This is a genomic window from Pseudomonas fluorescens, from assembly GCF_019212185.1.
Classification (GTDB): domain Bacteria; phylum Pseudomonadota; class Gammaproteobacteria; order Pseudomonadales; family Pseudomonadaceae; genus Aquipseudomonas.
In genome coordinates this window covers 4,514,367-4,540,043 of the sequence record NZ_CP078138.1, presented here as the reverse complement: position 1 = coordinate 4,540,043, position 25,677 = coordinate 4,514,367, and the positions used below count along the sequence as shown (strand labels likewise).

Here is a 25,677-nt window from a genome sequence, read left to right as displayed (position 1 = left end):
GCCCGCACCGCGTCTTTAAAAAGGCCGCATGTCAACCCTCGGGTTCGCATGCGGTTTTTTTTGCGCTTGCAGTGGGGTTGCCTGATCCTTGACACTGTCGGGCCAGCATTACGTGCCCTTTTTCGTTGTGGAGACTGCCGCCATGGCCCACGAGCTCTATACCCGTACCAATCAGAAGATCTACTTTGCCGGTCTGTCGCTTGAGGCGCTGGCCCGTGCCGAAGATGGGCGGGCCATGAATTCTCCGGCGCTGATCCAGGCGGGACGCGAATCAGCACTGTTTCATCTGTACGGTGCTCTGTTGGGCCTGTGCCATGAAATTGCCGGCTTCTACCGCTTGCCCCAGGCCAATGCGCCCCGGGCAGAGATGCTGTTGACCCGTGAAGTACTGGAAACCATTGCCATCCCGGAAATGGCCGAAATGGTCGAGCTGGCCCATAACCGCGAGACCTGGCTGGCGAAACTGCTCCAGGCTCATGCCGATTTGTTCCAGCCACCCCGTGCGCCGCACAAGCCCAAGGGTGATGTCACTCAGCCGTTGATTGTTGCGGTGAGTCTGGATGAAGAGCCTGAGGCTGAGTTGAGCAGGGAAGAGTTGGAGAGCTGGCGTCAGAATCTGAAAAGTCTGGCCCTGCGTTTCCGTGAGGGCTTGAACGAGTGCTGAGCCCAGCGGGGAAGTAACAGGACGCTGCGTGGTCATGGAGGCCGTCAATAGGTGGTATGCAGCCGGTCAAGATCCCGAGCGCAGCGCCACCGATGCCTATATAATCCCCGCCTTTCGTGGAGAACAGACTTTTATGCCAACGTCCTTTCTAGAAATTGTTGAACTGCCAGACGGCCGAATCGAGCTGCGCCGGGCTGAGGACGAGGGTTCTCTGGTTACTTTGGACTTCTCCGAAGACGCCAAGGTATTCCTGCAAGGCCAACACGTTGAAGTGGCCAAGGCGATGTTGAGCGTCGGTGTGCAAATGGCGGGTCGTCTGGTTGAGGGCGAGCTCGACAAGGAAGAGGGGCCGCGGGTTCTGCATTGATTCCCGCTGGTCGGCTGTTTTCGCAAGCCATCATCACAGAACATCATTACAGATTGGCTTCTCTGTCCTGGAGAAGCCCTGTGTCTTTTACGCTTAGCCCAATCGAATATTCAGACTTTGTGCATCCCCGACGCGGGCAGCACCGACTAACTGTTGCCGTGCGTTGCTGCTCAGAGGATTCAGCCAACTGACCACAGTATGGCTGCGGCCCAGGCGTAGGGCCTCGCAGGCCAGTTGCTGGGCGCTTTGATTACCGCGTGGTTGCAGCAGCAGGATGCGCTCGCGGTTCAGGCCGGCATCCCGCAGCCAGGCTTGGGTCAAGCTGGCGGGCGGGGCAATCAGCGTCAGCCAGCGGGCGTCCTGGTCCTGACTCAGTTCGCGAAGAATGGGTGCCAGCAGGCTCAGGCAGTTCCCCGCCGCACCACGTAGAGACAGTTCGCTGAACGCTTCGGGCTCGGCGTTCCAGGGGGTCTCGACCACGTCCTTGAGGGTCGGCGCCAATGGCTGGGCCATGAACGCTTCGAACAGCGTCAGTTGTGTGTGCTGTGGTGCGTGTGGGAAATGCATAACGCCTCCTTTAGCGGCGAATGACGCCGACACTCAAGCCTTCGATCACCAGATCCTGATCTTTCAGGTTCACTTCGATCGGGGCAAACTCGGGGTTTTCGGCGATGAGCCAGACCTTGCTGCCATCACGCTTGAAGCGTTTGACCGTCACTTCATCGCCAATCCGCGCCACGACTATCTGGCCGTTGCGGGCTTCGCGAGTGGTGTGCACGGCCAACAGGTCGCCATCGAAAATCCCCACGTCCTTCATGCTCATGCCATGGACACGCAACAGGTAATCAGCGCGAGGATGAAAGAAGGTGGGGTTGATGTTGCAGGACTCTTCGATGTGCTGCTGCGCGAGAATCGGCGCGCCGGCAGCGACTCGGCCAATGATGGGCAGGGTGGAGTCGTCTGGCTTGGCTTCGAAACCCGGAATGCGGATGCCGCGGGAGGCGCCAGGGGTCATTTCGATGGCGCCCTTGCGGGCCAGGGCCTTGAGGTGTTCTTCCGCCGCATTGGGCGATTTGAAACCGAGCTCCTGGGCTATCTCCGCACGGGTCGGGGGATAGCCGTTGTCTTCAAGGCAACGTTTGATAAAAGCCAGAATCTCAGCTTGGCGTGGCGTCAGTTTTAGCATCTCGATCGCTCTGTCTTTTTATACAGTGACTGGGATTATATACAGTGGAATGATCTTGGCAATCCTCCTTTTATGGGAGGGCGCCGGACGGTCGGTTTGCGGTCTGGCAAATCTTGTCTCGCAGATCAGCTACAGCCGCGGGTATCTATGGTTAAATGTCTGACTGACCGTTCCCAAAAAGAATGGCCAGACTTGACAATTCACAGACTGAAACGTATGTTTCAAACAAGTGTTTGTCAGGCGGAGTAGCCATGGCCCAGTCGGAAACCGTTGAACGCATTCTCGATGCTGCCGAGCAATTGTTCGCGGAAAAAGGTTTTGCCGAAACTTCATTGCGGCTGATTACCAGCAAGGCTGGGGTCAATCTGGCGGCGGTGAACTACCATTTCGGCTCCAAGAAGGCCTTGATCCAGGCAGTCTTCTCGCGTTTCCTCGGTCCGTTCTGCATCAGCCTCGACCGTGAACTGGAGCGGCGTTCAGCCAAGCCGGACAACAAGCCGAGCCTGGAAGAATTGCTGGAAATCCTCGTCGAGCAGGCCCTCGTGGTGCAGCCGCGCAGCGGCAATGACCTGTCGATCTTCATGCGCCTGTTGGGCCTGGCCTTCAGCCAAAGCCAGGGTCACCTGCGGCGTTACCTGGAAGACATGTACGGCAAGGTGTTCCGTCGCTACATGCTGCTGGTCAACGAAGCTGCCCCGCGAATTCCTCCTATCGAGCTGTTCTGGCGCGTGCACTTCATGCTCGGCGCAGCAGCGTTCAGCATGTCCGGGATCAAGGCGTTGCGTGCGATTGCCGAGACCGATTTCGGCGTCAACACCTCGATCGAGCAAGTCATGCGCCTGATGGTGCCGTTCCTGGCGGCCGGCATGCGTGCTGAAACGGGCGTTACCGACGACGCCATGGCCGCTGCCCAGTTGCGTCCGCGCAGCAAGACCGTAGCGGCTGGCGCCAAGGTTTAAGCGGCCGCGGGTGGGCGCGGCAGCGGACATCCGCTAAGCTAGCCGCCCATGCCGACTCTCGTTGCAGGCCTACTGCATTTCTGCGTTACCTATTCTGATCCGCCGGGCTGTGTGCCGGGCGGAATCGTTGCGTGCGCGCCATTCGTTATCAAGGAATCTCTATGACTGCTGGCCTGCAAGGCTCGTTGATGGTGGACGTCGCCGGTACCTGGCTGACGGCTGAAGATCGCCAACTGTTGCGTCAGCCCGAAGTGGGCGGCCTGATCATCTTTGCCCGGAATATTGAGCACCCACGCCAGGTGCGTGAGTTGAGCGCCTCGATTCGCGCCGTGCGCCCGGACCTGTTGCTCGCCGTCGATCAGGAAGGTGGTCGGGTGCAGCGTCTGCGTCAGGGCTTCGTGCGCCTGCCAGCGATGCGCGCAATTGCCGATAATCCGAACGCGGAGCATTTAGCCGAGCAGTGTGGCTGGATCATGGCTACCGAAGTGCTGGCGGTCGGCCTCGACCTGAGTTTCGCGCCAGTGCTGGATCTCGATTACCAGCGCAGTGCGGTGGTTGGCACCCGCTCCTTCGAAGGTGACCCTGAGCGTGCTGCCCGACTGGCAGGGGCATTCATCCGAGGCATGAACCAGGCGGGCATGGCCGCGACCGGCAAGCACTTCCCGGGTCACGGCTGGGCCGAGGCCGATTCCCATGTCGCCATCCCCAATGATGAGCGCAGCCTGGACGAAATCCGCGCCAACGACCTGGTGCCATTCACACGCCTGAGCAAACAGCTGGCGGCAGTAATGCCGGCCCATGTCATTTATCCGCAGGTCGACACCCAGCCAGCGGGTTTCTCGCGGCGCTGGTTGCAGGACATCCTGCGCGGCGAGTTGCAGTTCGACGGCGTGATCTTCAGTGATGACCTGTCGATGGCGGGCGCCCATGTGGTGGGCGATGCGGCCAGCCGGATCGAGGCGGCGCTGAGTGCGGGTTGCGACATGGGCCTGGTGTGCAATGATCGGGCGGCCGCCGAACTGGCCTTGTCAGCTGCGCAGCGCTTGAAGGTCACGCCTTCTGCACGCATTGCACGGATGCGCGGGCAGTCGTTCGCCAGCACCGATTACCGTCAGGATCCGCGCTGGCTCGCCGCCATCGGTGCGCTCAAGGAAGCGCAACTGATCGATTAAGCCCCTTGCAAGGCGGCACTTCAAGCCGCCTTGCTACAGCTTCGATTTGTCCGGCAGTGGCGCAAACAGCGCATCAATATCCTCACTCTGCAACTTCCAGTCACCGGTGGTGCGGCCGTCCAGCACGCCGGCGGCGAGGTCCGACTTTTCCTTCTGCAGGTGCTGGATTTTCTCTTCGACCGTGCCTCGGGCAATCATCTTGTAGACGAACACCGGCTTCTCCTGACCGATTCTGTAGGCGCGGTCAGTGGCCTGGTTTTCCGTGGCCGGGTTCCACCAGGGGTCGTAGTGGATCACCGTGTCGGCTTCTGTCAGGTTCAGACCGACGCCGCCAGCCTTCAGGCTGATCAGAAAGATCTGCCGCTTACCGCTCTGGAAGTCCTTCACCGGTGTGCGCCTGTCGCGGGTTTGTCCGGTCAGCAGGGCGTAGGCGATCCCGCGTTTGTTCAGTTCGTCTTCGATCAGCGAGAGCATCGAGGTGAACTGGGAAAACAGCAGGATCTTGCGGCCTTCCTCGAACAGTTCCTCGAGCATTTCCATCAGGCTGTCGAGCTTGCCTGAGGTGCTGCCACGGGCGGGCAGGGCAGCTTCATTGACCAAGCGCAGATCGCAGCACACCTGGCGCAGTTTGAGCAGTGCCTCAAGGATAATGATCTGGCTGCGTGCCACGCCTTTGCGGGTGATTTCGTCGCGAACTTTCTTGTCCATGGCCAGGCGCATGGTTTCGTAAACGTCACGTTGGGCCTCGTTGAGGTCGACCCAATGGATGATTTCGGTCTTCGGCGGCAGTTCAGTGGCCACCTGTTCCTTGGTGCGGCGCAGCAGGAACGGTTTGATTCGGGCGTTGAGGTGTTGCAGGCGGACGTCGCTGGCATGCTTTTCGATCGGCACCCGGTAGTCCCGGTTGAAGCTTTTGACGTCGCCGAGCCAGCCCGGCAGCAGGAAATGAAACAGTGACCACAGCTCGCCCAGGTGGTTTTCCAGCGGTGTGCCACTCAGGCACAGGCGCTGGCGCGCGTTCAGCTCCCGCGCGGCTTGCGCGGCCTTGCTGGTCGGGTTCTTGATGTATTGGGCTTCGTCGAGCACCAGGATATGCAGGGGTTGCAGGGCCAGGCGTTCAATATCCTTGGGCAGCAGGGCGTAGGTGGTGAGGATCAGGTCGTAGTCGGCCAGATGCTCGAAATGCTTTTTGCGCGTGGCGCCGTACAAGGCCAGGACCTTGAGCTGCGGGGCAAAGTGTGCCGCTTCGTCGAGCCAGTTGGGAATCAGGCTGGTGGGCATCACCACCATGCACGGCCGGTCGAGGCGTCCAGCGTTTTTTTCGCTGAGCACATGGGCCAGGGTCTGCAGGGTTTTGCCCAGACCCATGTCGTCCGCGAGAATCCCGCCAACCTCCAGCTGTCGCAGCGATTGCATCCAGCTCAGGCCCTCGAGTTGATATGGGCGCAGGGTCGCGTTGAGGCCTTCGGGGGCATCGGCGCTGTAGTCCTTGATGTCCCGCAGGCGCTGGGCAAAGGTGCGGATATGCTCGCCGCCTTCCCATAGAAGCGGCATGTCTTCCAGCGGATTGAGCCGGGTGGCGTCGGCGCTGCTCAGGCGCAGGGTGGTCTCGCCTGGTTCCTGCAGATAGAACTCGCCGAGAGTGGCCAGCACCGGTTTCAAGCGACCGAGCGGCAACGCCACTTGCAGCGGTCCCTGTTCCGAGTTGGGGCGATGGGGAATGTTGACCAGGATCAACTCGTCGTCGCGACGCTTGGCCAGGCGTTCCGGGTTGAGAATCTCGGTGTGCGAGCGCATCAGGTTGAGCAGGATCGGCAGCAGGCTCAGGCGCTCGCCATTGACGATGATGCCCAGTTCAAGGTCGAACCAGTCGCGCTCCGGGGCCTCGTCGACCGTGGCGTACCAGTCGTCGACGGCAGTCAGATCGAAACCGAACTCGTCGTCGATCTGCAATTCCCAGCCCTGGCTGCGCAGCTTCGGCAGCTCGTTGAGGGTGAAGGTCAGCCAAGCGCTGTCGTTGACCATCTCGTAGAGTTCGCCGGCACTTTCCGGCAGGGCTTTGCTTTGCCGGGTGGCGATCTTGAAGCCTAGGACGCGTAGTTGTTCGCGGTAGGCTTTTTCCACATCCGTCTGGCGTTTGATGCGCAGGGTCTGATGTTCCTGGCGAATCACCACGTCGGTGTTTTTCTGTCCGCTGACGTATTCGTCCAGGTAACTGAAGGACAGCGCCGCGCGGTGCTGAATGTAGCGCTGCATCTTGCCGTTGCGTGGCTCGAAGGCGCTGAACTCGACGCTGGCCAGCCACAGGCGCGGAACCGGCTGCACATTGTCCAGCAACTGTTGTGGCAGCGGCGGCGGAGCGCGGTTTTCCAATACGGCCTGGAGCTTTTCCAGCAGCAGGGCGTCCTTGGCTGCGGCCGGGAACTCGAGGGTGTCCTGCACTTGCATCAGCACGGCCGCGCAGTGTTTGCAGTTCATTCGCACTGGGCAACTGCAGGATGCATCGACCAGAAGCAGGGTGTTTTTCGCCGACTCGCGCAATGTGATGGTCTGGCGGTAAACGTTGCCGCCAGAGCCTTCGCAACTGGCGGTGATGATGCTGTCGCCGGCCTCGACGATCCTGACGCGGTTCTCCAGCGCGTAGCGCCGACCGCGCTCCAGGCTCTGTTCCTTGAATCGGGTGACCCAGGACGGAGCCAGGGGTTTGCTCATGCTCGCGGACATAGGAACTTCAATCAGTCCGGAACGACGTCAGGCGCCTGGCGCGGCGCGGGCGCCGTCAGGGAGGTGATCTTGATCAGCAGGCCGAGGTGGCCGTTGTCGAGAAAATTCAGCTGGCCATTGCGGGTGTGGCTCTCCTGTTGCAGGCGTTCGCTGCCGCTGACGAGACCATCATTGTTGAGCTGGTTGACCCAGAAGTTGGCGTAGACATCAGTAAAGCGGCCCAATTTCAGGTCCAGAGTGCCCTGGATTGGAAACTGCCCATACTGTTCCTGGCCTTCGCTGATCAGCACTTTGCTCGACACTTCACCGAGGTTCTGCTGCCAGCTTTTATGCAGCAGCACGGTGTAGTCGGTGCTGGCGGTGAGCTTTTCCACTACGCCATTGAGGGCTGGCGTACGCAGGCTGTCGGCGCTGATCGGTTGCGCACCGCGCGCCCAATCTTCTGGTGGTGCAGGGCTGGCAATGGCCGGTACGGCGTTCTGCCGCACGAGGATCATTTCAACCTGGTACAAATCGTCGGCGAACGCAGTCGGAGCAATCAGCGTCAGCAGCAAGGTCAGTGAGCGAAACAGGCGCATGCGGCGTCCTTCAAGCAGTTTTCGGGATGAGGCGCTCAAACAGCGCCTCTACAGTATTAAAGCGCTCTTCCGGGCGCTCCATTGGCACCAGGAATTTGAACATCGTGGCGCCTTCGAATTTGTAGCGTTTGGGCTGGCTCTGGATCAGTTTGATCAGCACCAGCGGATCGACCGGCGTCTGCGCGCCGAACTCGATGCGCCCGCCCTGGGGGCCACCGTCGACCTTCTTGATCCCCAGTTGCTCGGCCTGCAGCTTCAGTGCCGTGATGCGGATCAGGTTTTTGGTCGGTTCCGGCAGCAGGCCGAAGCGGTCGATCATCTCCACTTGCAGGTCCTTGAGGCCGTCCTCGTCGGTAGCCGAGGCGATGCGTTTGTAGAGGATCAGCCGTGCATGAACGTCCGGCAGGTAGTCCTCGGGGATCAGTGCAGGCACCCGCAGGTTGACTTCCGGACCGCCGCCCAACGGCTGCTCGAGGTTCGGCTGTTCGCCCTTGCGGATCGACTTCACCGCACGCTCGAGCATTTCCATGTAGAGGGTGAAACCCACTGCCTGGATCTGCCCGCTTTGACCGTCGCCGAGTAATTCGCCGGCGCCACGGATCTCCAGGTCGTTGGTGGCCAGCACGAAGCCGGCGCCGAGGTCCTGGGTATTGGCAATGGCTTCCAGGCGCTTTTCAGCATCACCGGTAATTTGCTGGCGCGGTGGCGTCAGTAGGTAGGCGTAGGCTTGGTGGTGGCTGCGACCGACACGTCCGCGCAACTGGTGCAACTGCGCCAGGCCGAACTTGTCGGCGCGCTCGATGATGATGGTGTTGGCGCTCGGCACGTCGATCCCGGTCTCGATGATGGTCGAGGCGATCAGCACGTTGAAGCGCTTGTGATAGAAGTCGCTCATCACCTGTTCGAGTTCGCGCTCGCGCATTTGTCCGTGGCCGATGCCGATCCGCGCTTCCGGGACTAGCTCGGCGAGGTCGGCGGCGCATTTCTCGATGGTCTTCACATCGTTGTGCAGGTAGTAGACCTGGCCGCCGCGCAGCAGCTCGCGGAGCAAGGCTTCTTTGACCGTGCTCTTGTTCTGCTCCATGACGAAGGTGCGCACCGACAGGCGTCGCGCCGGGGGCGTGGCGATGATCGACAGGTCGCGCATGCCCGACACGGCCATGTTCAACGTGCGTGGAATTGGCGTGGCAGTCAGGGTGAGGATGTCGACTTCGCTGCGCAGGGCCTTGAGCTGTTCTTTCTGACGCACACCGAAGCGGTGTTCTTCGTCGATGATCACCAGGCCGAGGTTCTTGATCTTGACGTCGTCGGACAGCAACTTGTGGGTGCCGATCACGATGTCGATCTTGCCTTCCGCCAGGTCGGCCACCGCCGCGTTGACTTCCTTGGCCGACTTGAAGCGGCTCATCACTTCCACCGTCACTGGCCAATCGGCGAAGCGGTCGCGGAAGCTGTTGTAGTGCTGTTGGGCGAGCAGGGTAGTCGGCACCAGGATCGCCACTTGGCGACCGCCGTGCACGGCAATGAAGGCGGCGCGCATGGCCACTTCGGTCTTGCCGAAGCCAACGTCGCCACAGACCAGCCGGTCCATCGGCTTGGGCGCGAGCATGTCGGCGCGCACCGCCTCGATGGTGGTTTGCTGGTCCGGGGTTTCCTCGAACGGGAAGCCGGCGCTGAAGGTCGCGTAGTCGGCTTTCGGGTCGGCAAAGGCATAACCCTCGCGGGCAGCCCTTCGAGCGTAAATGTCGAGCAGCTCGGCGGCCACGTCGCGCACCTGTTCGGCGGCCTTGCGTTTGGCTTTCTGCCAGGTTTCGGAGCCGAGTCGGTGCAGCGGAGCGAGGGCGTCATCACTGCCGGTGTAACGGGCGATCAGGTGCAGGTTGGCCACCGGCACATAGAGCTTGGCGCCCTCGGCGTATTCGAGGGTGAGGAATTCGGCGGCCTGGTCTTCGATCTCCAGGGTGGCAAGGCCGAGGTAACGGCCTACGCCGTGATCGATATGCACCACCGGCGCGCCTTCACGCAGCTCGGTCAGGTTCTTGATCACTGCGTCGTTGTTGGCGTCGGCACGCTTCTCGCGACGCCGGCGCTGCATGACCCGTTGGCCGAACAGCGGGCTCTCCGCCACCAGTGCCAGGGCAGGGTCGTTCAGCAGCAGGCCCTCGTCCAGCGGGGCGATGGTGATGGCCAGGCGCTCTTTGCCGGCAACGAAGTCCGGCCAGCTGTCGACGGTTTTCGGCCGCAGCTTCAGGCGCTCCAGCAGCTCCAGCAACACTTCGCGGCGGCCGGCTGATTCGGCGGTGAACAGCACGCGGCCGGAAAACTCGTCGAGGAAGTTGGCCAGGGCCTGCAGCGGCTGGGTGGCCTTGGCTTCGATCGCCAGATCCGGCAGCGGCTGCGCCGGGAAGCGTTCGCGGCCGGCTCCGGTGTCCACGTCCTGCTGGCTGGCGACCACCCGTGGCCAGTTTTTCAGGCGGGCGAAGCAGTCCTCGACCGGCAGGAACAGTTCCGCCGGTGGCAATAAAGGGCGCGAAGGGTCGACGCGGCGCTCTTCGTAACGGTTGCGCACGTCATTCCAGAAATTTTCCGCGGCTTGCTCGATACCCGGCAGGGAGAACACTTGTGTGTCCTGGGGCAGGTAGTCGAACAGGGTCGAGGTTTCTTCAAAGAACAGCGGCAGGTAGTACTCGATACCGGCCGGGGTAATCCCACTGCTCAGGTCCTGGAAAATCGGGCAGCGGCGGAAGTCGACGTCGAAGCGCTCGCGAAAGCGCGCCTTGAAACGGGTGACAGCCTCTTTCTGCAGCGGGAATTCCTTGGCCGGCAACAGCTTGACCGAGTCGACCTTGTCGATCGAACGCTGGTTCTCCGGGTCGAAGGTGCGCAGGGTTTCGATTTCGTCGTCGAACAGGTCAATCCGATACGGCAGCTTGCTGCCCATCGGGAACAGATCGATTAGCGAGCCGCGCACGGTGAATTCGCCATGCTCATAGACGGTATCGACGTAGCGATAGCCGGTGGCTTCCAGGCGCGTGCGCATTTGCTCGACGTCGAGCTTCTGGCCGATGTCCAGCACCAGGCTGCTGCCGAGCAGAAATTTGGTCGGCGCCAGGCGATGCAGGGCTGTGGTGATCGGCACCACTAGCACGCCGTGACTCAGTTCCGGCAAGCGATACAGGCTGGCAATACGCTGGGAAATGATGTCCTGGTGCGGCGAAAACAGATCGTAGGGCAGGGTTTCCCAGTCGGGGAAATGCAGCACCGGCAAATCGGGGGCGAAGAACCCCAGCTCCTGCTCCAGCCTTTCGGCACTCTGGCTGTCGGCGGTCAGGAGCAGGGTGAAGCGCTTGGCAGCGCTGGCGGCCTCGGCAATGGCCAGGCTCAGGGCGGCACCGGGCAGATTGCCCCAGTGCTGTTTACCTGCCGCGGCAGGGAGAAGCGGTAGACGCAGGACAGACACGGAAGGTTGAGCTCCAGCGTTGCGACAAAGTCGGTAATTGTAGCGGTCCCGGGTGCCGCCTGTCAGTTGCTGACTGTGTCTAATGCGCAGGTTGGGTGAAATGTAGTGGTAATGACAAAAAACCGCGGAATTTTAGCGGTTATGTAGTGCCGAAACGGGTGAGTGTTACGGAGGGTTACAGACAAGACAGCGCTGTCCGTGAATTTGGGGGTGCGCTGAAAGCCCCGGTTTTACTGGGCTTCAGCGGGGTCGTTTTTTTCGTACAGGAAAATTGTTACCGCTTGCACGACAAGCGCGCATTGCTACGGGAGGGACACGGCGGCATAATGTAGCCCCTTTTTTCAGCCCCTACATGTGGAAGGTTCCCGTGACTCAGAAGCCCGACCAGTGTCTTGGTGAATGGATCGACCGTGAAGCACTCGCAGAAGCGATGATTCCGCTGATCGGCCAGCTCTACCGCAATAACAACGTGGTGAGCTCGATCTATGGCCGCAGCCTGATCAACCGTTCAGTCATCGCGATTCTCAAAGCCCACCGCTTTGCTCGTCACCGTCAGTCCGACGAGACCGAATTGTCCGTCCACGAAACGTTCCCGCTGATCAAGGCGATGAGCGAACTCAAGCTCGGCGCCGCTTCGGTCGACCTGGGCAAGCTGGCGAGCAAGTTCAAAGCCCAAGGCGAAGGTCGCACTGCCGAACAGTTCGTCCGTGAAGAACTGGCCGATGTGGTTGGCCAGCAGAACGCTTCCGCTCGCAAAGGCACTGACGTTGTCCTCTACGGCTTCGGTCGTATCGGCCGTCTGCTGGCGCGCATCCTGATCGAAAAAACCGGTGGTGGCGACGGCCTGCGCCTGCGCGCCATCGTTGTCCGCAAGGGCGCCGAAAACGACCTGGTCAAGCGCGCGAGCCTGCTGCGCCGCGACTCGGTACACGGTCCGTTCGATGGCACCATCACCATCGACGAAGCCAACAACACCATCACCGCCAACGGCAACCTGATCCAGGTTATCTACGCCAAGAGCCCGGCCGAAGTCGACTACACCCAGTACGGTATCGAGAACGCTCTGATCGTCGACAACACCGGCGTATGGCGTGACGCCGACGGCCTGGGCCAGCACCTGGCTTGCCCGGGCGCTGCCCGCGTGATCCTCACCGCACCTGGCAAGGGCGCGCTGAAGAACATCGTGCACGGCATCAACCACGGCGACATCACTGCCGATGACAAGATCATCTCGGCAGCGTCCTGCACCACCAACGCCATCGTGCCGGTGCTCAAGGCAGTCGACGACAAGTACGGCATCGTCAACGGCCACGTCGAAACCGTTCACTCGTTCACCAACGACCAGAACCTGATCGACAACTTCCACAAGGGCAGCCGTCGTGGCCGTGCCGCGCCACTGAACATGGTGATCACCGAGACCGGTGCCGCCACTGCAGCCGCCAAGGCGCTGCCAGTGCTCAAGGGCAAGCTGACCGGTAACGCGATTCGCGTTCCAACGCCAAACGTGTCGATGGCCATCCTCAACCTGAACCTTGAGAAAGCCACCACCCGTGACGAAATCAACGAGTACCTGCGCCAGATGGCCATGCACTCGGACCTGCACAAGCAGATCGACTACGTCAGCTCCCAGGAAGTGGTTTCCACCGACTTCGTTGGCTCGCGCCACGCAGGCGTAGTGGACGCGGAAGCGACCATCACCCAGGACAACCGCGTTGTACTGTACGTCTGGTACGACAACGAGTTCGGCTACAGCTGCCAGGTCGTTCGCGTGATGGAAGACATGGCCGGGGTCAACCCGCCTGCATTCCCGCGCTAAGTCTTAGCCGCAGTTAAAAAACGCCCCGACATGCTCGGGGCGTTTTTGTTTGTGGTCGGGCAGTGGAGTGATAAGTTGGAGCGCTTTTCGTGCAACCTGAACATCTAAGGACGACTGGCATGCGCTTGATCCAACACTGCTGTACCGCGTTGCTCGCATTAACCTGCACAGCGGCCGTGGCCAGCGCCGATCAGAGCTCGATGGAGAGCAAGGTGCACAACGCTGCCCGGGAAGTCATGCAGCAGTACAGCATTCCTGGCCTGGCCATTGCGGTGACGGTCGATGGCCATCGTACTTTCTATAGCTATGGCGTGGCCTCGAAGCAGACGCAGCAAAAGGTCACGGACGAGACGCTGTTCGAAATTGGCTCCATCAGCAAGACCTTCACCGCCACCCTCGCGGCCTACGCCGAAGTTGAAGGCAAGCTGTCGCTCACCGATCATCCCGGCAAATACCTGCCGGAGCTCACCGGGAGTGCGTTCGATAGGGTCAATCTGATCAATCTGGGCACCCACACCGCGGGCGGCTTCCCGCTGCAGGTGCCGGATGAAGTCCAGAACAGCCGTCAACTGATGGACTATTTCAAGGCCTGGCAGCCGTCCTATGCCGCCGGCACCCAGCGCACCTACGCCAACCCGAGCATCGGCGCCCTGGGCATGATCACCGCCGCCAGCCTTGGCGTGCCGTTCGCCTCGGCGCTGGAGCAGCAACTGTTTCCCGCGCTGGGCATGCGCAACAGTTTTGTCCAGGTGCCGGCGAGCAAGATGGCGCAGTACGCCCAGGGCTATAACAAGCAGGACGCGCCTGTGCGTCTGAATCCCGGGGTACTGGCCGATGAGGCGTATGGGGTGAAAACCGGTTCCGCCGATTTGATCCACTTCGTCGAGGCCAATCTGGGAGTGGTCAAGGTCGAGGCCAAACTGGCCCAGGCGCTGCAACAGACCCGTACCGGTTATTACCAGGTGGGCGCGATGACTCAGGATCTGATCTGGGAGCAGTACGACTATCCGGCGCCGCTGCAAACGTTGCTCGACGGTAACTCCAGCGCAATGATCCTGGGCAGCCATCCGGTGACAGCCCTGAATCCACCACGGCCACCGCAGCAGGCGGTCTGGGTCAACAAGACTGGATCGACCGGCGGCTTCTCGGCCTATGTGGCCTTTGTGCCGGAGAAGAAAATCGGCATCGTGATTCTGGCCAACAAGAGCTATCCCAACGAACCGCGCGTGCAGTTGGCGCACCTGATCCTGAGTGAGCTTGCGCATTAATGCTGTCGATGAAATGGCTGCATGGGCTTTGCTGCGGGCTGATGATAGTTGGCCTGACCAGCTGTGGCAGCGGCGACTCTCAGGAAAGCTTTGGCGGTCCGACCATGGGCAGCAGCTATTCGATCCAATATGTTCGTAGGCCGACGGTGGCAGGCCCGGTGGAAGTGCGCCGGCAGGTCGAGGCTATTCTGGATGAGGTGGATCGGCAAATGTCCACTTATCGTGGCGACTCCGACATCGAGCGTTTCAATCGTTCGCCGGCCGATAGCTGTCAGGCGATGCCCGCGCCGGTTCTGGAACTGGTCAGTGTCGGCGAGCAGCTGTCGCAGCAGAGCGGAGGTGCCTACGACCTGACGGTAGGTCCGCTGATGAACCTTTGGGGTTTCGGTCCACAGGCCCGGGGCGAACAGGTGCCCAGCGCGCAGGCCTTGGCCTCGGCCCGGCAGCGGGTCGGCTATGGGCATTTGCGCATCGAAGGCGACCAGCTGTGCAAGGACGCTGCGGTGGAAGTCGACTTCGACAGCATTGCCGCTGGCTACACGGTTGACCGAATAACCGCGATGCTGCAGGCGCAGGGCATCAACAGCTTTCTGGTCGAAGTCACTGGCGAGCTCAAGGCCGTGGGCAGGAAACTCGACGGCAGTGCCTGGAAGATTGCCCTGGAGGAGCCCCGCGACGATCGCCAGGTGCTGGAGCGGGTGATCGAACTGAACGGCTATGGTGTATCCACTTCAGGCGACTACCGTAACTATTTCGAGCAGGACGGCCAGCGTTATTCCCACACCTTCGATGCCCGCACCGGTGCGCCGGTGCGGCATCAACTGGCGTCGGTGGCGGTGATTGATCGTTCGGCGTTGATGGCTGACGGCTTGTCCACCCTGTTGCTGATCCTCGGCCCGGAACGCGGCCTGGCCTACGCCGAGCAACATCAGATCGCGGCTTTTTTTGTGCTGCGCAGCAACACTGGCTTCGTCACACGAACCAGTCAGGCTTTCGATCGCCTTGAAGCGGGTACGGGCCAATGAATGCTCGGCAAGTTGGCGTTGTAGTGCAGGCAAAACTAGCCTACGACGCGACCAAGGGTTAATGTGCGCGGCGTTGACGCTTCTATAGACTGTTCCCGGGTTTCAGATTGACCCCAAATTGTTCCTTCATGTCGCCTTGCCGGCATGATTTAGCCGCAGGTGCCAACCGGGTGCCGCGGCCTGTTCTGAGGAGTACGCATGGCTGTCTACAACTACGACGTGGTGGTGCTGGGTTCCGGCCCGGCGGGAGAAGGCGCGGCAATGAATGCCGCCAAGGCAGGACGCAAGGTGGCGATGGTCGATAGTCGTCGCCAGGTCGGCGGCAACTGCACTCACCTGGGCACCATCCCGTCCAAGGCGTTGCGTCATTCGGTCCGGCAGATCATGCAGTTCAACACCAACCCGATGTTCCGGGCCATTGGTGAGCCGCGCTGGTTCTCGTTCCCGGACGTGCTCAAGAGTGCGGAAAAAGTCATCTCCAAGCAGGTCGCCTCGCGCACCGGCTACTACGCCCGCAACCGCGTCGATGTATTCATCGGCACCGGCAGCTTCGCCGACGAGCAGACCATCGAAGTGGTATGCGCCAATGGCGTGGTCGAGAAACTGGTGGCCAAGCACATCATCATCGCCACGGGCTCGCGTCCGTATCGCCCGGCGGACATCGATTTCCACCACCCGCGTATCTACGATAGCGACACCATCCTCAGCCTCGGCCACACCCCGCGCAAACTGATCGTCTACGGCGCCGGAGTCATTGGTTGCGAATACGCGTCGATTTTCAGCGGCCTGGGTGTACTGGTGGAGTTGGTGGATAACCGTGGTCAGTTGCTGAGCTTCCTCGACTCGGAAATCTCCCAGGCCCTGAGTTACCACTTCAGCAACAACAACATCACCGTGCGTCACAACGAAGAGTACGACCGCGTCGAAGGTGTCGACAACGGGGTGATCCTGCACCTCAAGTCCGGCAAGAAGATCAAGGCCGACGCCTTGCTCTGGTGCAACGGGCGTACCGGCAACACTGATCAGTTGGGCCTGGAAAACATCGGCGTCAAGGTCAACAGCCGTGGCCAGATCGAGGTCGACGAGAACTACCGCACCGGTATCCAGAACATCTACGGCGCTGGCGACGTGATTGGCTGGCCAAGCCTGGCCAGTGCGGCCCACGACCAGGGCCGTTCGGCGGCGGGCAGCATTGTCGATAATGGCAGCTGGCGTTTCGTCAACGACGTGCCGACCGGGATCTACACCATTCCCGAGATCAGCTCGATCGGCAAGAACGAGCAGGAGCTGACCCAGGCCAAGGTGCCGTACGAAGTGGGCAAGGCGTTCTTCAAGAGCATGGCGCGGGCGCAGATTGCCGGCGAGCCGCAGGGCATGCTGAAGATCCTGTTCCACCGCGAGACCCTGGAAGTGCTGGGCGTGCACTGCTTCGGCTATCAGGCGTCGGAAATCGTGCACATCGGCCAGGCGATCATGAACCAGCCTGGTGAGCTCAATACCCTGAAGTACTTCGTCAACACCACGTTCAACTACCCGACCATGGCTGAAGCCTACCGGGTAGCTGCATACGATGGCCTCAACCGGCTTTTTTGAGCGGCTCCGGCCGGTGGCCTGAGCCGGCCGGGGAGACCGATTTCAGCAATTCTCGAGCGTGGCAGTGGCCAAACCGGGAAAGTCTGTAATCAGGCTGTCAACGCCGAAATCAGCGAGCCTGCGCATCAGCGCGGGTTCGTTGACGGTCCACACCGACACATGCAGCCCCTGGCGCTGCGCCTTCTCCAGGCGTTCCGGCGTGCACAGGGTCCAGTTCAGCGCAAGAAACTCGCAGCCATAGCTTTGCGCAACCTTCAACGGGTCGAGCCAGGCGTATTCGGCAACCAATCCGCGTGACACGTCCGGCACCAGGTCGAGTGCTGCCTTGAGCACTTCCCGCGAGCTCGAGGTGATGGTGACCTTATCGCGCACGCCATGACGCTGAGCCATTTCGCGAATCGCCAGTACGGTGGTTGCGGCGCGGGTCCGTGAGGCGCTTTTGACTTCCAGTTGCCAGTGATCGAAATCGCACTGCTCGAACAGTTCTTCCAGGCGCGGGATCGGGCAGGGAGTCATCCAGCCCGGGCCACCCTTGCGCGCGTCGTAGGTCACCAGATCGTTCGCCGAATGTTCCACCACTTTGCCGCGGCGATCGGTGGTGCGCTTGAGTGTCGAGTCGTGGATGACCATCAGCTCGTTGTCCATGGACAAGTGCAGGTCCAGCTCGCAGCGGCGCACGCCGTGCTTGAGGCATTGCTGGAAGCTGGTCAGGGTGTTTTCCGGTGCTTCGCCTTTGGCGCCGCGGTGGCCGTAGATGAGGGTCACGGTTCTTCCTTAATTAAATGCCGGATTCGGACTGTTCGCGTGCCAGGCGGCGTTCTTGCGCCTGTCGTTGCAGAATATAACGTGCCAGCAATTGGCGTTGGGCATCGCTGGGCTGGATAAACTCGGTGCCCACGTCAAAGCCGGCGCCCTTGGCGTCGCAATGGGTGACGCGCGCGCGCAGCAACAGGCCGAGCGCCTGGGGCATGAGCACCAGTTTGATTGCCAGATGGCTGCCGGTGGTAAACGGTGTTGGATGCTGGAAGTCGATACCCCCCTCGGAAATGATCACCGGTTGCGGCTCGCCGATCTGCCCGAGCACGGTCAGCGCCACCACCTGGCCCAGCAGGTCGATGCGTTTATTGAGGACCTTGAGGTAGGCGGCGGTGTTCCTGTCGCGCTCGCTGATCTGACGCAGCAGGTGCTGTGATTCGAACTCGCTCAGGTGCAATTCGCTGAGCAGATTGAACAGTGGGGAAGCATCCTGCAACACTTCCTCGCCCGTGGCCTGGGCGCCCGACAGGGGCTGAATTTCCAGTGCGATCGTGTCCTCGATACGGTAGTATTCGCGGCGATCTTCTTCATCTAATGTCGACATGGCGAACCCATGGTAGCGGCGGTGGTCTGAGTGTAAAGCTGGATATCGACCCCCGCCACAAGGACGTTCCTTTTCCCTCCGAACAAGCCCCGACATGTTCAGACCTCTCTTCGTATTTATCGGCACGCGTTACACCCGTGCAAAGCGTCGCAATCATTTTGTGTCGTTCATTTCCCTGACTTCGATGATCGGCCTCGCCCTCGGCGTGGTGGTAATGATCGTGGTGCTATCAGTGATGAATGGCTTCGATCATGAGATGCGCACCCGCGTGCTGGGCATGGTGCCTCACGCCACCATCGAGTCTGGTGATCCCATCAGCGACTGGCCGAGCCTCGCCGCCAAGGTCAAGCAAAACCCGCAGGTGCTGGCCGTTGCGCCTTTTACCCAGATGCAGGGCTTGCTGACCAACAATGGCCAGGTGTCCAAGGTGTTGCTCAACGGCATTGACCCAGCGTTGGAACGGCAAGTCTCGATCATCGATCACTTTATGCAACAGGGTCAGCTTGACGCCCTGGCGCCCGGTAGTTTCGGCATCGTCATCGGTGACAAGGCCGCGGCCAAGCTCGGCGTTGGCGTGGGTGACAAAGTCACCTTTGTCGCCCCGGAAGTCACCGTGACCCCGGCCGGGATGTTTCCGCGCATGAAGCGCTTTACCGTGGTCGGCATTTTCCATGTAGGTGCCGGCGAGATCGACGGCTACCTGGGCGTGACCAACCAGCAGGACCTGTCGCGCCTGCATCGCTGGAAGCCGGACCAGATCCAGGGCCTGCGCCTGAAGTTCGACGACCTGTTCCAGGCGCCGCGCGTGGCCTGGAGCATCGCCCAGCAGTTGGGCGACGATCGCTACTACGCCCGCGACTGGACACGCACCCACGGCAACCTGTACCAGGCCATCCGCATGGAAAAAGCCATGATCGGCCTGCTGTTGCTGCTGATTGTCGCAGTAGCGGCGTTCAACATCATCTCGACCCTGGTGATGGTGGTGAATGACAAGAAAGGCGACATCGCGATCCTGCGCACCCTCGGCGCCACGCCGGGCACCATCATGGCGATCTTCATGGTCCAGGGCACGGTGATCGGTGTGGTCGGTACGGCGATTGGCGCGGTGGTCGGGATGTTGGCCGCGCTCAATGTCAGCGCGGCGATTTCCGCCCTCGAAAGCCTGATCGGGCACAAGTTTCTCAACGCCGACGTGTACTTCATCGATTACCTGCCTTCGCAACTGCAGGCCCAGGACGTGGTGATGGTCTGCGGCGCGGCGTTGGTCCTGAGTTTCCTCGCCACCCTGTATCCAGCCTGGCGTGCCGCGCGCACCCAGCCGGCGGAGGCGCTACGTTATGAGTGAGTTGGGCATGAGCGAAAAAGCAATCTTGAGCTGCCGCAACCTGGGCAAATCCTACGAGGAAGGCCCGGAGTCGGTGGTGGTGTTGTCCGGCCTGCAACTGGAGCTGCATCCGGGTGAGCGGGTAGCGATTGTCGGCACCTCGGGTTCGGGCAAGAGCACCTTGCTCAACCTGCTGGGCGGACTCGATACGCCGACCCAGGGCAGCGTCTGGCTGGCCGGTGAAGAGCTGTCGGCGCTGAACGAAAAGAAACGTGGCCTGCTGCGTAACCGAGCACTAGGTTTCGTCTATCAGTTCCACCACTTGCTGCCCGAGTTCACTGCGCTGGAAAACGTCTGTATGCCGTTGTTGATCGGCAATACCTCGATTTCCGAGGCGCGCCAGCGTGCGACCGCCTTGCTGGATCGGGTAGGGCTGGCTCATCGCCTGGAGCACAAGCCGTCGGAGCTGTCCGGTGGCGAGCGTCAGCGCGTTGCCATTGCCCGGGCGCTGGTCAACAAGCCGGGCCTGGTAATGCTTGACGAGCCCACCGGCAACCTCGACTCCCACACCGCGCAAGGCATTCAGGACTTGATGCTGGAACTCAGCACCTCGATGCGCACGGCGTTCCTGGTGGTGACCCATGACATGAACCTGGCCCGCCAGATGGATCATGTCCTGCACCTGCAGGACGGTTGCCTGACGCCCATCTGACGGCTTGCAGCCCGGCGCGCCTTGAGGGCTCGCCGGGTCATTTATTTTTTTACGGTAGCCAGCGAATGTTCAGACCGTTATCGATCTTTATCGGCATGCGCTATACCCGCGCCAAGCGCCGCAATCGCTTCGTTTCGTTTATCTCGATGACCTCGATGATCGGCCTCGCCCTGGGCGTGCTGGCGATGATCGTGGTGCTGTCGGTGATGAACGGCTTCCAGCGCGAAATGAGCTCGCGCATCCTCGGCATGGTGCCGCACGCGACCATCGTTGGCGTCAAGCCGATCGACGATTGGGCGCCGGTAGCGGCTGCGGCCTTGAAAAATCCCGAAGTCACCGCCGCCGTACCGTTCACCGAGATGGAAGGCATGCTCTCGTACAAGGGCGCGATGCAGCCGATCCAGATCAGCGGAGTTGATCCGGCGCAGGAGGGCAAGGTGTCGATCGTTGCCCGGCATATCGTCCAGGGCAGCCTGGATGACCTCAAACCCGGCGAGTTCGGGGTGGTGGTTGGGGAAATCACCGCGCGGCGTTTTCGTCTGAATGTCGGCGACAAGCTGACCCTGATCGTGCCTGAAGTCAGCACTGCACCCGGCGGTATCACGCCACGCATGCAGCGCCTGAATGTGGTCGGCGTGTTCAAGGTCGGTGCCGAGCTGGATGGCTCGATGGCTCTGATTCATGTGGCCGACGCCGCGCAGATGCAGCGCTGGGAACCGAACCAGGTGCAAAGTGTACGCCTGGCGGTGAAGGACCTGTATGCCGCACCGCAGGTTTCGTCGGCGATTGCCGCGAGCCTGGGCGCCGGCTTCAAGGCGGATGACTGGACCCACACCCAAGGCAGCCTGTTCAGCGCGATGAAGATGGAAAAAACCATGATCGGCCTGTTGCTGCTGATGATCGTTGCGGTGGCGGCATTCAACATCATCGCAACGCTGATCATGGTGGTGAATGAGAAGGGCGCCGATATCGCGATCCTGCGCACCATCGGCGCAACGCCGCGGCAGATCATGGCGATCTTCATGGTCCAGGGCACGGTGATCGGCATCGTCGGCACCTTGATCGGCGGCGTCCTCGGGGTGATCGCGGCGCTCAATGTCAGCGAGCTGGTGGGGTGGCTGGAGCGGGTCAGTGGGCAGCACATCTTCAGTTCCGATGTGTATTTCGTCAGCAATTTGCCTTCGGAGCTGCAAGGCGGCGACGTTCTGCTGATCTGCTCGGCGGGCTTTATCCTGAGCTTCCTCGCCACCCTGTATCCAGCCTGGCGCGCGGCGAAGACCGAGCCCGCGACGGCGTTGCGGTATTCGTAAGCGCGGAAACCGCTATCGCGAGCAGACTCGCTCACAGGTTTTGTGGCGAACACAAAACCTGTGGGAGCTGGCTGCCAGCGATGAGGCCCTCACGGCTGGCCTCGACTCCCCTTCGGCAACTCCATGACAAACCGCGTCCAGCCATTGCCCGACTCGCAGGCAATGGTCCCGCCATGGGCGCGAATGATCGATTGGGTAATCGCCAGGCCCAGGCCCGCATGTTCGCTACTGCCCTCACGACGTGCCGGGTCGGCGCGATAGAAACGATCAAACAGACGCGGCAATAGCGCCTCGGGAATCTCGTTTCCTGTATTGGCGATGCTCAGTTGCACGGATCTCGGCCGATCGACGATTCGCACCTGCACCTGCCCCAGAGGCGGGGTAAAGCGCAGGGCATTGTCCAGCAGGTTGGAGAGGGCGCGCCGCAGCATGCTGCGATCGCCGCTGATGGGGGCAGCGCCTTCACGGTTCACGCTGATCTGCGCGTCCTCGGCCAACGGCGCGTAGAACTCCAGTAAAAGATCGGCTTCCTCGCTCAACTGCAGCGGCTCACGATGGGGCGTCAACAAGCCGTGATCGGCCTTGGCCAGGTACAGCATGTCGTTGACCAGTTGCGCCATCCACTGCAGTTCCTCGAGGTTGCTGTGCAATGCCTCGCGGTAATCTTCCAGGTTTCGCGGGCGGGTCAGGGTGACCTGGGTGTGGGTCAGCAGGTTGGACAGGGGGGTGCGCAGCTCATGGGCAATGTCGGCGGAAAACGCTGACAGGCGCTGAAAAGAGTCATCCAGTCGCGCGAGCATGGCATTGAAGGCGTGGGCTAATTCCGCCAGTTCGGCGGGCATTTGACCTTCGGGCAAGCGTTGGGTCAGGGAGCTGGCGGATACGCCGCCGGCCACCTCACTCATGCGTCGTAACGGTCGCAAGCCGCTGCGCGCCGCCCAAGCACCGAGCAGCGCGGTGGCTAGCGCCGACAAACCTACCGTCAGCCAGATCAAATGCTGCATACGCTGCAGAAAGTGCTGGTGGTGAGTGATGTCCAGCAGCAGGGTCAGTTGTGGGGAGTCGTTGCGCTCAGGATCCAGCGGCGCGCTGTACACCCGATAGGCGATGTCCGCGCTTTGCAGGCTGTGCAACCCCGGCGATGTCGGCAAGTCGGCGCTCAGCTTACTGGCACTGTCGAACCACAGGCTGCCGTCATGGCCACGCACCCGCAAAGCCAGATCAGTCTGATGATTCATTTCATCACGCAGGATTGCGCTACGCTCGGCGAACAACGTGGGATCTTCGGCTCCCTGCAGGGCGCTGCGCAGGGCAACCAATTTGCTGTCGAGCAATTGCTGGTCAAGCTCCAGGAAGTGGCTTTCGCTGGCGTGACTGAACAGCAGTCCGGCGATCAACGAGACCACTGCGGTGCAGGCAGCAAACAGCAGGGCCAGGCGGCTACCGAGGGACAGGCGGCGCATCAGGCTTGGCGCTCTTCGAGCACATAGCCCATGCCGCGCACGGTGTGAATCAGCTTGTCGGGGAAATCGTCGTCGATCTTCAGGCGCAAGCGGCGGATAGCCACTTCGATGACGTTGGTGTCGCTGTCGAAATTCATGTCCCAAACCTGCGAAGCGATCAGCGACTTGGGTAGCACTTCACCCTGGCGGCGCAGGAGTAGCTCCAGCAGGGCGAACTCCTTGGCGGTGAGGTCGATGCGCTGGCCGTTGCGTTCGACCCGGCGGCGAATCAGGTCCAGGCGCAGGTCCGCCAGGTGCAGGCTGGTTTCCTGTGGCGTTACGCTGCCACGGCGCAACAGGCTGCGGACCCGGGCCAGCAGCTCTGAGAAGGCAAAGGGTTTGACCAGATAGTCGTCGGCTCCCAACTCCAGGCCATGTACACGATCTTCGACTGCGTCCCGCGCCGTCAGGAACAGCACCGGGATCTCCAGTCCGGCATTGCGCACCGCTTGCAGAATCTGCCAACCGTCGCGCCCGGGTAGCATCACATCGAGGATCAGCAGCGCATAATCGCCGGTCAGGGCCAGGAGCTGGCCAGTGTTGCCGTCCGCCACCAGTTCGACATTGAACCCGGCCTCGCTCAGGCCCTGGCGCAAATAGTGGCCGGTTTTCGGTTGGTCTTCGACGATCAGCAGTTTCATGGGCGGCTCTGGGGGGAGGGGGCGGTTGCTTTATAGCGCGCAGAGCGTGCCTGCCGTGCAACCTGACAAAGTTGTAATCTGCGCGTCAGCCAACTGGCAGCGCCACGGCCCTAGAGTTTCCCACAGGCTGAACCTCTTCTTGTTGGAGTATGACCATGTTTTTGCGCAATCGATTGATCCTCGCGGGCTGCCTGTTGGCGTTGAGCTTCCCGGTGTTGGCTTCGCCAGCCCAGAGCTACGCATTCGGCGCGCCGGCACCGGCGGCCAAGGCGACAAGAACGGTAGAAATCGTCATGGGCGATATGTCTTTCAATCCAAAGGCGCTGCAGATCAAGGCCGGCGAAACCATTCGCTTTGTGCTGATCAATAAAGGCCAATTGCTCCACGAGTTCAACCTGGGCGACACGGCGATGCACGCCGCACACCAGGTGGAAATGCTCAAGATGCAAGAATCCGGTGCGCTCACGCCGACAGCCCTGAAAGCCGCGCCCATGGATCATGCCGCCATGGGCCATGGCTCGATGGCTGGCATGGATCACGGCGCAATGAAGCACGACGACCCGAACAGTGTGCTGGTGGAGCCAGGCAAGACCGGTGAGTTGACCTGGACCTTCAAGCAGGCCAGTCAGTTGGAATTTGCCTGCAACATTCCCGGGCATTACCAGTCCGGGATGGTGGGAAAACTGACGGTCAGTCAGTAAGCACTCAAAGCGGCGGGCAAAGGCTGATAGAATCGGCTGATTCTTCAGTCAGGTTTCCGTCATGCATCCCGCAGCCGAACACTCGCCGCTGGGCAAATCCAGCGAATACATCGCCACCTACACACCGTCCTTGTTGTTCCCGATTCCGCGCACCGCAAAATGGGCGGAATTGGGGCTGACGGCCGAGACTCTGCCGTACCAGGGCGTGGATTTCTGGAACTGCTTCGAGCTTTCCTGGCTGTTGCCGTCGGGCAAGCCGGTGGTGGCCATTGGCGAGTTCAGCATTCCCGCCGACTCGCCGAATATCATCGAGTCCAAGTCGTTCAAGCTGTACCTGAATTCGCTGAACCAGACGCCTTTTGCCGATACGCAAACCCTGCAGGCAACCCTGGTCAAGGATCTTTCCGCTGCCGCCGGCAAGCCGGTCGGTGTGCGCATCCGCAGCCTCGCCGAGGTGCAGGCCGAAGGTGTGGTGGCCTTGCCGGGTGTGTGCATTGATGATCTGGATATCAGCGTCAGCGACTACGAGCAACCGCGCCCGGAACTGCTGCGATGTGACGATTCGCGCATCGTCGAAGAAAGCCTGCACAGCCATCTGCTCAAATCCAACTGCCCGGTTACCAGCCAGCCGGACTGGGGCAGTGTTGCGGTGGAATATCGCGGCGCGGCGCTCGATCACGCCAGCCTGTTGGCCTACCTGGTGAGCTTTCGCCAGCATTCGGACTTCCATGAGCAATGTGTCGAGCGGATCTTCCTCGACCTGCAGCGTTTGCTGAAACCGGAAAAGTTGACGGTTTATGCGCGCTATGTGCGACGTGGCGGCCTGGACATCAACCCCTACCGCAGCACTGAAGCGCTGCAGTTGCCGAATCTACGGTTGGTGCGTCAATAGTTTACTGATACGGAACCCTGGAGCGAGCCTGCTCGCGAAAAGTCTTTAACGATGACGCGGGCATCCTGAATGTCCGCGGCGTCCTCAAGTCCTTCGCGAGCAGGCTCGCTCCCACATAAGCCAGTACAGCCCCTGTTTTTGGATTAAATCCCAATATTGCCCAATGTCTGGACGATATTGCGCAAGGTGGCGGCCACCGCAGGGTGTTCCAGCTCAAAGCGATCCACGGCGAGGTTGACGTTGTCGACGAGGCTGGTGTCCTGGGTGGCAGCTTCCAATCTAATCTGCGCTTCAATCTCCTCCATCAACTGCTGCAGCCCTTCGCGCTGCTCAAGCGTAAGCGGCGGATTCTGCTCCAGTTGTGCGCGCAGGGTTTCGAGCTGTGTTTGCAGTTCGCGGGCAGGCATGGTTTTTTCCTTTTCT

General features: G+C 61.1%; 23 protein-coding genes. 13 read left to right on the top strand and 10 right to left on the bottom strand.

The genetic code is table 11. The annotated features are described in order from the left end of the window. Positions 1-142 precede the first annotated feature (142 nt). Complete coding sequence (locus KW062_RS20135) at positions 143-664, top strand: DUF6586 family protein (protein ID WP_027617976.1); 522 nt, start codon at positions 143-145, stop codon at positions 662-664. 133 nt (positions 665-797) lie between these two features. Next, entirely contained in the window at positions 798-1,031 is a 234-nt protein-coding gene (locus KW062_RS20130) for a hypothetical protein (RefSeq protein WP_027617975.1), read from the top strand. A gap of 93 nt (positions 1,032-1,124) precedes the next feature. On the opposite strand, the gene sulA is transcribed toward KW062_RS20130, so the two are convergent. Together sulA and lexA are read right to left on the bottom strand one after the other, a co-directional pair. Continuing rightward, complete coding sequence (gene sulA / locus KW062_RS20125; RefSeq protein WP_027617974.1) at positions 1,125-1,598, bottom strand: SOS-induced cell division inhibitor SulA; 474 nt, start codon at positions 1,596-1,598, stop codon at positions 1,125-1,127. Positions 1,599-1,608: 10 nt separating this feature from the next. Further along, positions 1,609-2,217, bottom strand: a complete 609-nt coding sequence (gene lexA, locus KW062_RS20120; protein WP_027617973.1) for a transcriptional repressor LexA — start codon at positions 2,215-2,217, stop codon at positions 1,609-1,611. Positions 2,218-2,468: 251 nt separating this feature from the next. Here lexA and psrA point away from each other — a divergent pair, with 251 nt between their 5' ends. After that, positions 2,469-3,176 (top strand): transcriptional regulator PsrA, encoded by a 708-nt coding sequence (psrA, locus tag KW062_RS20115; protein WP_027617972.1) that lies wholly within the window; start codon positions 2,469-2,471, stop codon positions 3,174-3,176. 161 nt (positions 3,177-3,337) lie between these two features. Next, complete coding sequence (gene nagZ, locus KW062_RS20110; RefSeq protein ID WP_027617971.1) at positions 3,338-4,348, top strand: beta-N-acetylhexosaminidase; 1,011 nt, start codon at positions 3,338-3,340, stop codon at positions 4,346-4,348. A 33-nt stretch (positions 4,349-4,381) separates the two neighbouring features. On the opposite strand, the gene KW062_RS20105 is transcribed toward nagZ, so the two are convergent. Genes KW062_RS20105 through mfd form a run of 3 tightly spaced genes read right to left on the bottom strand, consistent with a single transcriptional unit; the run spans position 4,382 to position 11,110 of the window. Then, complete coding sequence (locus tag KW062_RS20105; protein ID WP_027617970.1) at positions 4,382-7,072, bottom strand: DEAD/DEAH box helicase; 2,691 nt, start codon at positions 7,070-7,072, stop codon at positions 4,382-4,384. A gap of 11 nt (positions 7,073-7,083) precedes the next feature. Next, positions 7,084-7,650: a CsiV family protein gene (locus KW062_RS20100; protein WP_027617969.1), complete on the bottom strand. Its 567-nt coding sequence runs from the start codon at positions 7,648-7,650 to the stop codon at positions 7,084-7,086. A 10-nt stretch (positions 7,651-7,660) separates the two neighbouring features. After that, positions 7,661-11,110 carry a transcription-repair coupling factor gene (mfd, locus tag KW062_RS20095; RefSeq protein WP_027617968.1) on the bottom strand — a complete coding sequence of 1,150 codons (3,450 nt, stop codon included), beginning with the start codon at positions 11,108-11,110 and terminating at the stop codon, positions 7,661-7,663. Positions 11,111-11,462: 352 nt separating this feature from the next. On the opposite strand from mfd, the gene KW062_RS20090 reads away from it, so the two are divergent. The 4 genes from KW062_RS20090 (at position 11,463) to sthA (ending at position 16,812) form a co-directional block, all read left to right on the top strand. Further along, a complete protein-coding gene (locus KW062_RS20090) occupies positions 11,463-12,926 on the top strand; it encodes a glyceraldehyde-3-phosphate dehydrogenase (protein WP_105754528.1) in 1,464 nt (487 codons plus the stop codon). A gap of 119 nt (positions 12,927-13,045) precedes the next feature. Further along, a complete protein-coding gene (ampC, locus tag KW062_RS20085; RefSeq protein ID WP_105754529.1) occupies positions 13,046-14,194 on the top strand; it encodes a class C beta-lactamase in 1,149 nt (382 codons plus the stop codon). Between the two features lie 41 nt (positions 14,195-14,235). After that, entirely contained in the window at positions 14,236-15,219 is a 984-nt protein-coding gene (locus KW062_RS20080) for an FAD:protein FMN transferase (RefSeq protein WP_105754553.1), read from the top strand. Positions 15,220-15,417: 198 nt separating this feature from the next. Continuing rightward, complete coding sequence (gene sthA / locus KW062_RS20075; RefSeq protein ID WP_027617964.1) at positions 15,418-16,812, top strand: Si-specific NAD(P)(+) transhydrogenase; 1,395 nt, start codon at positions 15,418-15,420, stop codon at positions 16,810-16,812. Between the two features lie 42 nt (positions 16,813-16,854). Here the strand turns inward: sthA and KW062_RS20070 are convergent, their stop codons facing one another. Both KW062_RS20070 and KW062_RS20065 read right to left on the bottom strand, forming a co-directional pair. Beyond that, positions 16,855-17,577: a glycerophosphodiester phosphodiesterase gene (locus KW062_RS20070; RefSeq protein ID WP_027617963.1), complete on the bottom strand. Its 723-nt coding sequence runs from the start codon at positions 17,575-17,577 to the stop codon at positions 16,855-16,857. A gap of 13 nt (positions 17,578-17,590) precedes the next feature. After that, positions 17,591-18,172, bottom strand: coding sequence for a PilZ domain-containing protein (locus KW062_RS20065; RefSeq protein ID WP_105754530.1), 582 nt, complete (start codon positions 18,170-18,172; stop codon positions 17,591-17,593). 94 nt (positions 18,173-18,266) lie between these two features. On the opposite strand from KW062_RS20065, the gene KW062_RS20060 reads away from it, so the two are divergent. From KW062_RS20060 to KW062_RS20050, 3 genes are all read left to right on the top strand, one after another. Beyond that, entirely contained in the window at positions 18,267-19,517 is a 1,251-nt protein-coding gene (locus KW062_RS20060) for a lipoprotein-releasing ABC transporter permease subunit (protein ID WP_027617961.1), read from the top strand. A gap of 7 nt (positions 19,518-19,524) precedes the next feature. Next, complete coding sequence (gene lolD / locus KW062_RS20055) at positions 19,525-20,208, top strand: lipoprotein-releasing ABC transporter ATP-binding protein LolD (protein ID WP_177433256.1); 684 nt, start codon at positions 19,525-19,527, stop codon at positions 20,206-20,208. A gap of 65 nt (positions 20,209-20,273) precedes the next feature. Further along, a complete protein-coding gene (locus KW062_RS20050) occupies positions 20,274-21,518 on the top strand; it encodes a lipoprotein-releasing ABC transporter permease subunit (protein WP_027617959.1) in 1,245 nt (414 codons plus the stop codon). Between the two features lie 89 nt (positions 21,519-21,607). Here the strand turns inward: KW062_RS20050 and KW062_RS20045 are convergent, their stop codons facing one another. Together KW062_RS20045 and KW062_RS20040 are read right to left on the bottom strand one after the other, a co-directional pair. Beyond that, positions 21,608-22,981 carry a heavy metal sensor histidine kinase gene (locus KW062_RS20045; RefSeq protein WP_105754532.1) on the bottom strand — a complete coding sequence of 458 codons (1,374 nt, stop codon included), beginning with the start codon at positions 22,979-22,981 and terminating at the stop codon, positions 21,608-21,610. Then, a complete protein-coding gene (locus KW062_RS20040) occupies positions 22,981-23,661 on the bottom strand; it encodes a heavy metal response regulator transcription factor (RefSeq protein ID WP_027617957.1) in 681 nt (226 codons plus the stop codon). Before KW062_RS20040 ends, KW062_RS20045 begins: the two co-directional genes overlap by 1 nt. Positions 23,662-23,816: 155 nt before the next feature. Between KW062_RS20040 and copI the strand changes: the two genes are divergently transcribed. Both copI and queF read left to right on the top strand, forming a co-directional pair. Beyond that, positions 23,817-24,362, top strand: coding sequence for a copper-resistant cuproprotein CopI (gene copI / locus KW062_RS20035; RefSeq protein WP_105754533.1), 546 nt, complete (start codon positions 23,817-23,819; stop codon positions 24,360-24,362). A 61-nt stretch (positions 24,363-24,423) separates the two neighbouring features. Then, positions 24,424-25,254 carry an NADPH-dependent 7-cyano-7-deazaguanine reductase QueF gene (queF, locus tag KW062_RS20030; RefSeq protein WP_027617955.1) on the top strand — a complete coding sequence of 277 codons (831 nt, stop codon included), beginning with the start codon at positions 24,424-24,426 and terminating at the stop codon, positions 25,252-25,254. Positions 25,255-25,397: 143 nt separating this feature from the next. Here the strand turns inward: queF and KW062_RS20025 are convergent, their stop codons facing one another. Beyond that, positions 25,398-25,661: a DUF4404 family protein gene (locus KW062_RS20025; RefSeq protein ID WP_027617954.1), complete on the bottom strand. Its 264-nt coding sequence runs from the start codon at positions 25,659-25,661 to the stop codon at positions 25,398-25,400. Positions 25,662-25,677: the final 16 nt, after the last annotated feature.

What these genes read in the sequence shown, in the direction of transcription:
- KW062_RS20090 (WP_105754528.1), top strand. Translation starts at nt 11,463, where the DNA reads ATGTGGAAGGTTCCCGTGACTCAGAAGCCCGACCAGTGTCTTGGTGAA.
- KW062_RS20025 (WP_027617954.1), bottom strand. Translation starts at nt 25,661, where the DNA reads ATGCCTGCCCGCGAACTGCAAACACAGCTCGAAACCCTGCGCGCACAA.
- KW062_RS20100 (WP_027617969.1), bottom strand. Translation starts at nt 7,650, where the DNA reads ATGCGCCTGTTTCGCTCACTGACCTTGCTGCTGACGCTGATTGCTCCG.
- lexA (WP_027617973.1), bottom strand. Translation starts at nt 2,217, where the DNA reads ATGCTAAAACTGACGCCACGCCAAGCTGAGATTCTGGCTTTTATCAAA.
- KW062_RS20060 (WP_027617961.1), top strand. Translation starts at nt 18,267, where the DNA reads ATGTTCAGACCTCTCTTCGTATTTATCGGCACGCGTTACACCCGTGCA.
- KW062_RS20050 (WP_027617959.1), top strand. Translation starts at nt 20,274, where the DNA reads ATGTTCAGACCGTTATCGATCTTTATCGGCATGCGCTATACCCGCGCC.
- psrA (WP_027617972.1), top strand. Translation starts at nt 2,469, where the DNA reads ATGGCCCAGTCGGAAACCGTTGAACGCATTCTCGATGCTGCCGAGCAA.
- KW062_RS20045 (WP_105754532.1), bottom strand. Translation starts at nt 22,981, where the DNA reads ATGCGCCGCCTGTCCCTCGGTAGCCGCCTGGCCCTGCTGTTTGCTGCC.
- KW062_RS20130 (WP_027617975.1), top strand. Translation starts at nt 798, where the DNA reads ATGCCAACGTCCTTTCTAGAAATTGTTGAACTGCCAGACGGCCGAATC.
- KW062_RS20105 (WP_027617970.1), bottom strand. Translation starts at nt 7,072, where the DNA reads ATGTCCGCGAGCATGAGCAAACCCCTGGCTCCGTCCTGGGTCACCCGA.
- sulA (WP_027617974.1), bottom strand. Translation starts at nt 1,598, where the DNA reads ATGCATTTCCCACACGCACCACAGCACACACAACTGACGCTGTTCGAA.
- KW062_RS20040 (WP_027617957.1), bottom strand. Translation starts at nt 23,661, where the DNA reads ATGAAACTGCTGATCGTCGAAGACCAACCGAAAACCGGCCACTATTTG.
- sthA (WP_027617964.1), top strand. Translation starts at nt 15,418, where the DNA reads ATGGCTGTCTACAACTACGACGTGGTGGTGCTGGGTTCCGGCCCGGCG.
- KW062_RS20080 (WP_105754553.1), top strand. Translation starts at nt 14,236, where the DNA reads ATGATAGTTGGCCTGACCAGCTGTGGCAGCGGCGACTCTCAGGAAAGC.
- copI (WP_105754533.1), top strand. Translation starts at nt 23,817, where the DNA reads ATGTTTTTGCGCAATCGATTGATCCTCGCGGGCTGCCTGTTGGCGTTG.
- queF (WP_027617955.1), top strand. Translation starts at nt 24,424, where the DNA reads ATGCATCCCGCAGCCGAACACTCGCCGCTGGGCAAATCCAGCGAATAC.
- KW062_RS20065 (WP_105754530.1), bottom strand. Translation starts at nt 18,172, where the DNA reads ATGTCGACATTAGATGAAGAAGATCGCCGCGAATACTACCGTATCGAG.
- nagZ (WP_027617971.1), top strand. Translation starts at nt 3,338, where the DNA reads ATGACTGCTGGCCTGCAAGGCTCGTTGATGGTGGACGTCGCCGGTACC.
- lolD (WP_177433256.1), top strand. Translation starts at nt 19,525, where the DNA reads ATGAGCGAAAAAGCAATCTTGAGCTGCCGCAACCTGGGCAAATCCTAC.
- KW062_RS20135 (WP_027617976.1), top strand. Translation starts at nt 143, where the DNA reads ATGGCCCACGAGCTCTATACCCGTACCAATCAGAAGATCTACTTTGCC.
- ampC (WP_105754529.1), top strand. Translation starts at nt 13,046, where the DNA reads ATGCGCTTGATCCAACACTGCTGTACCGCGTTGCTCGCATTAACCTGC.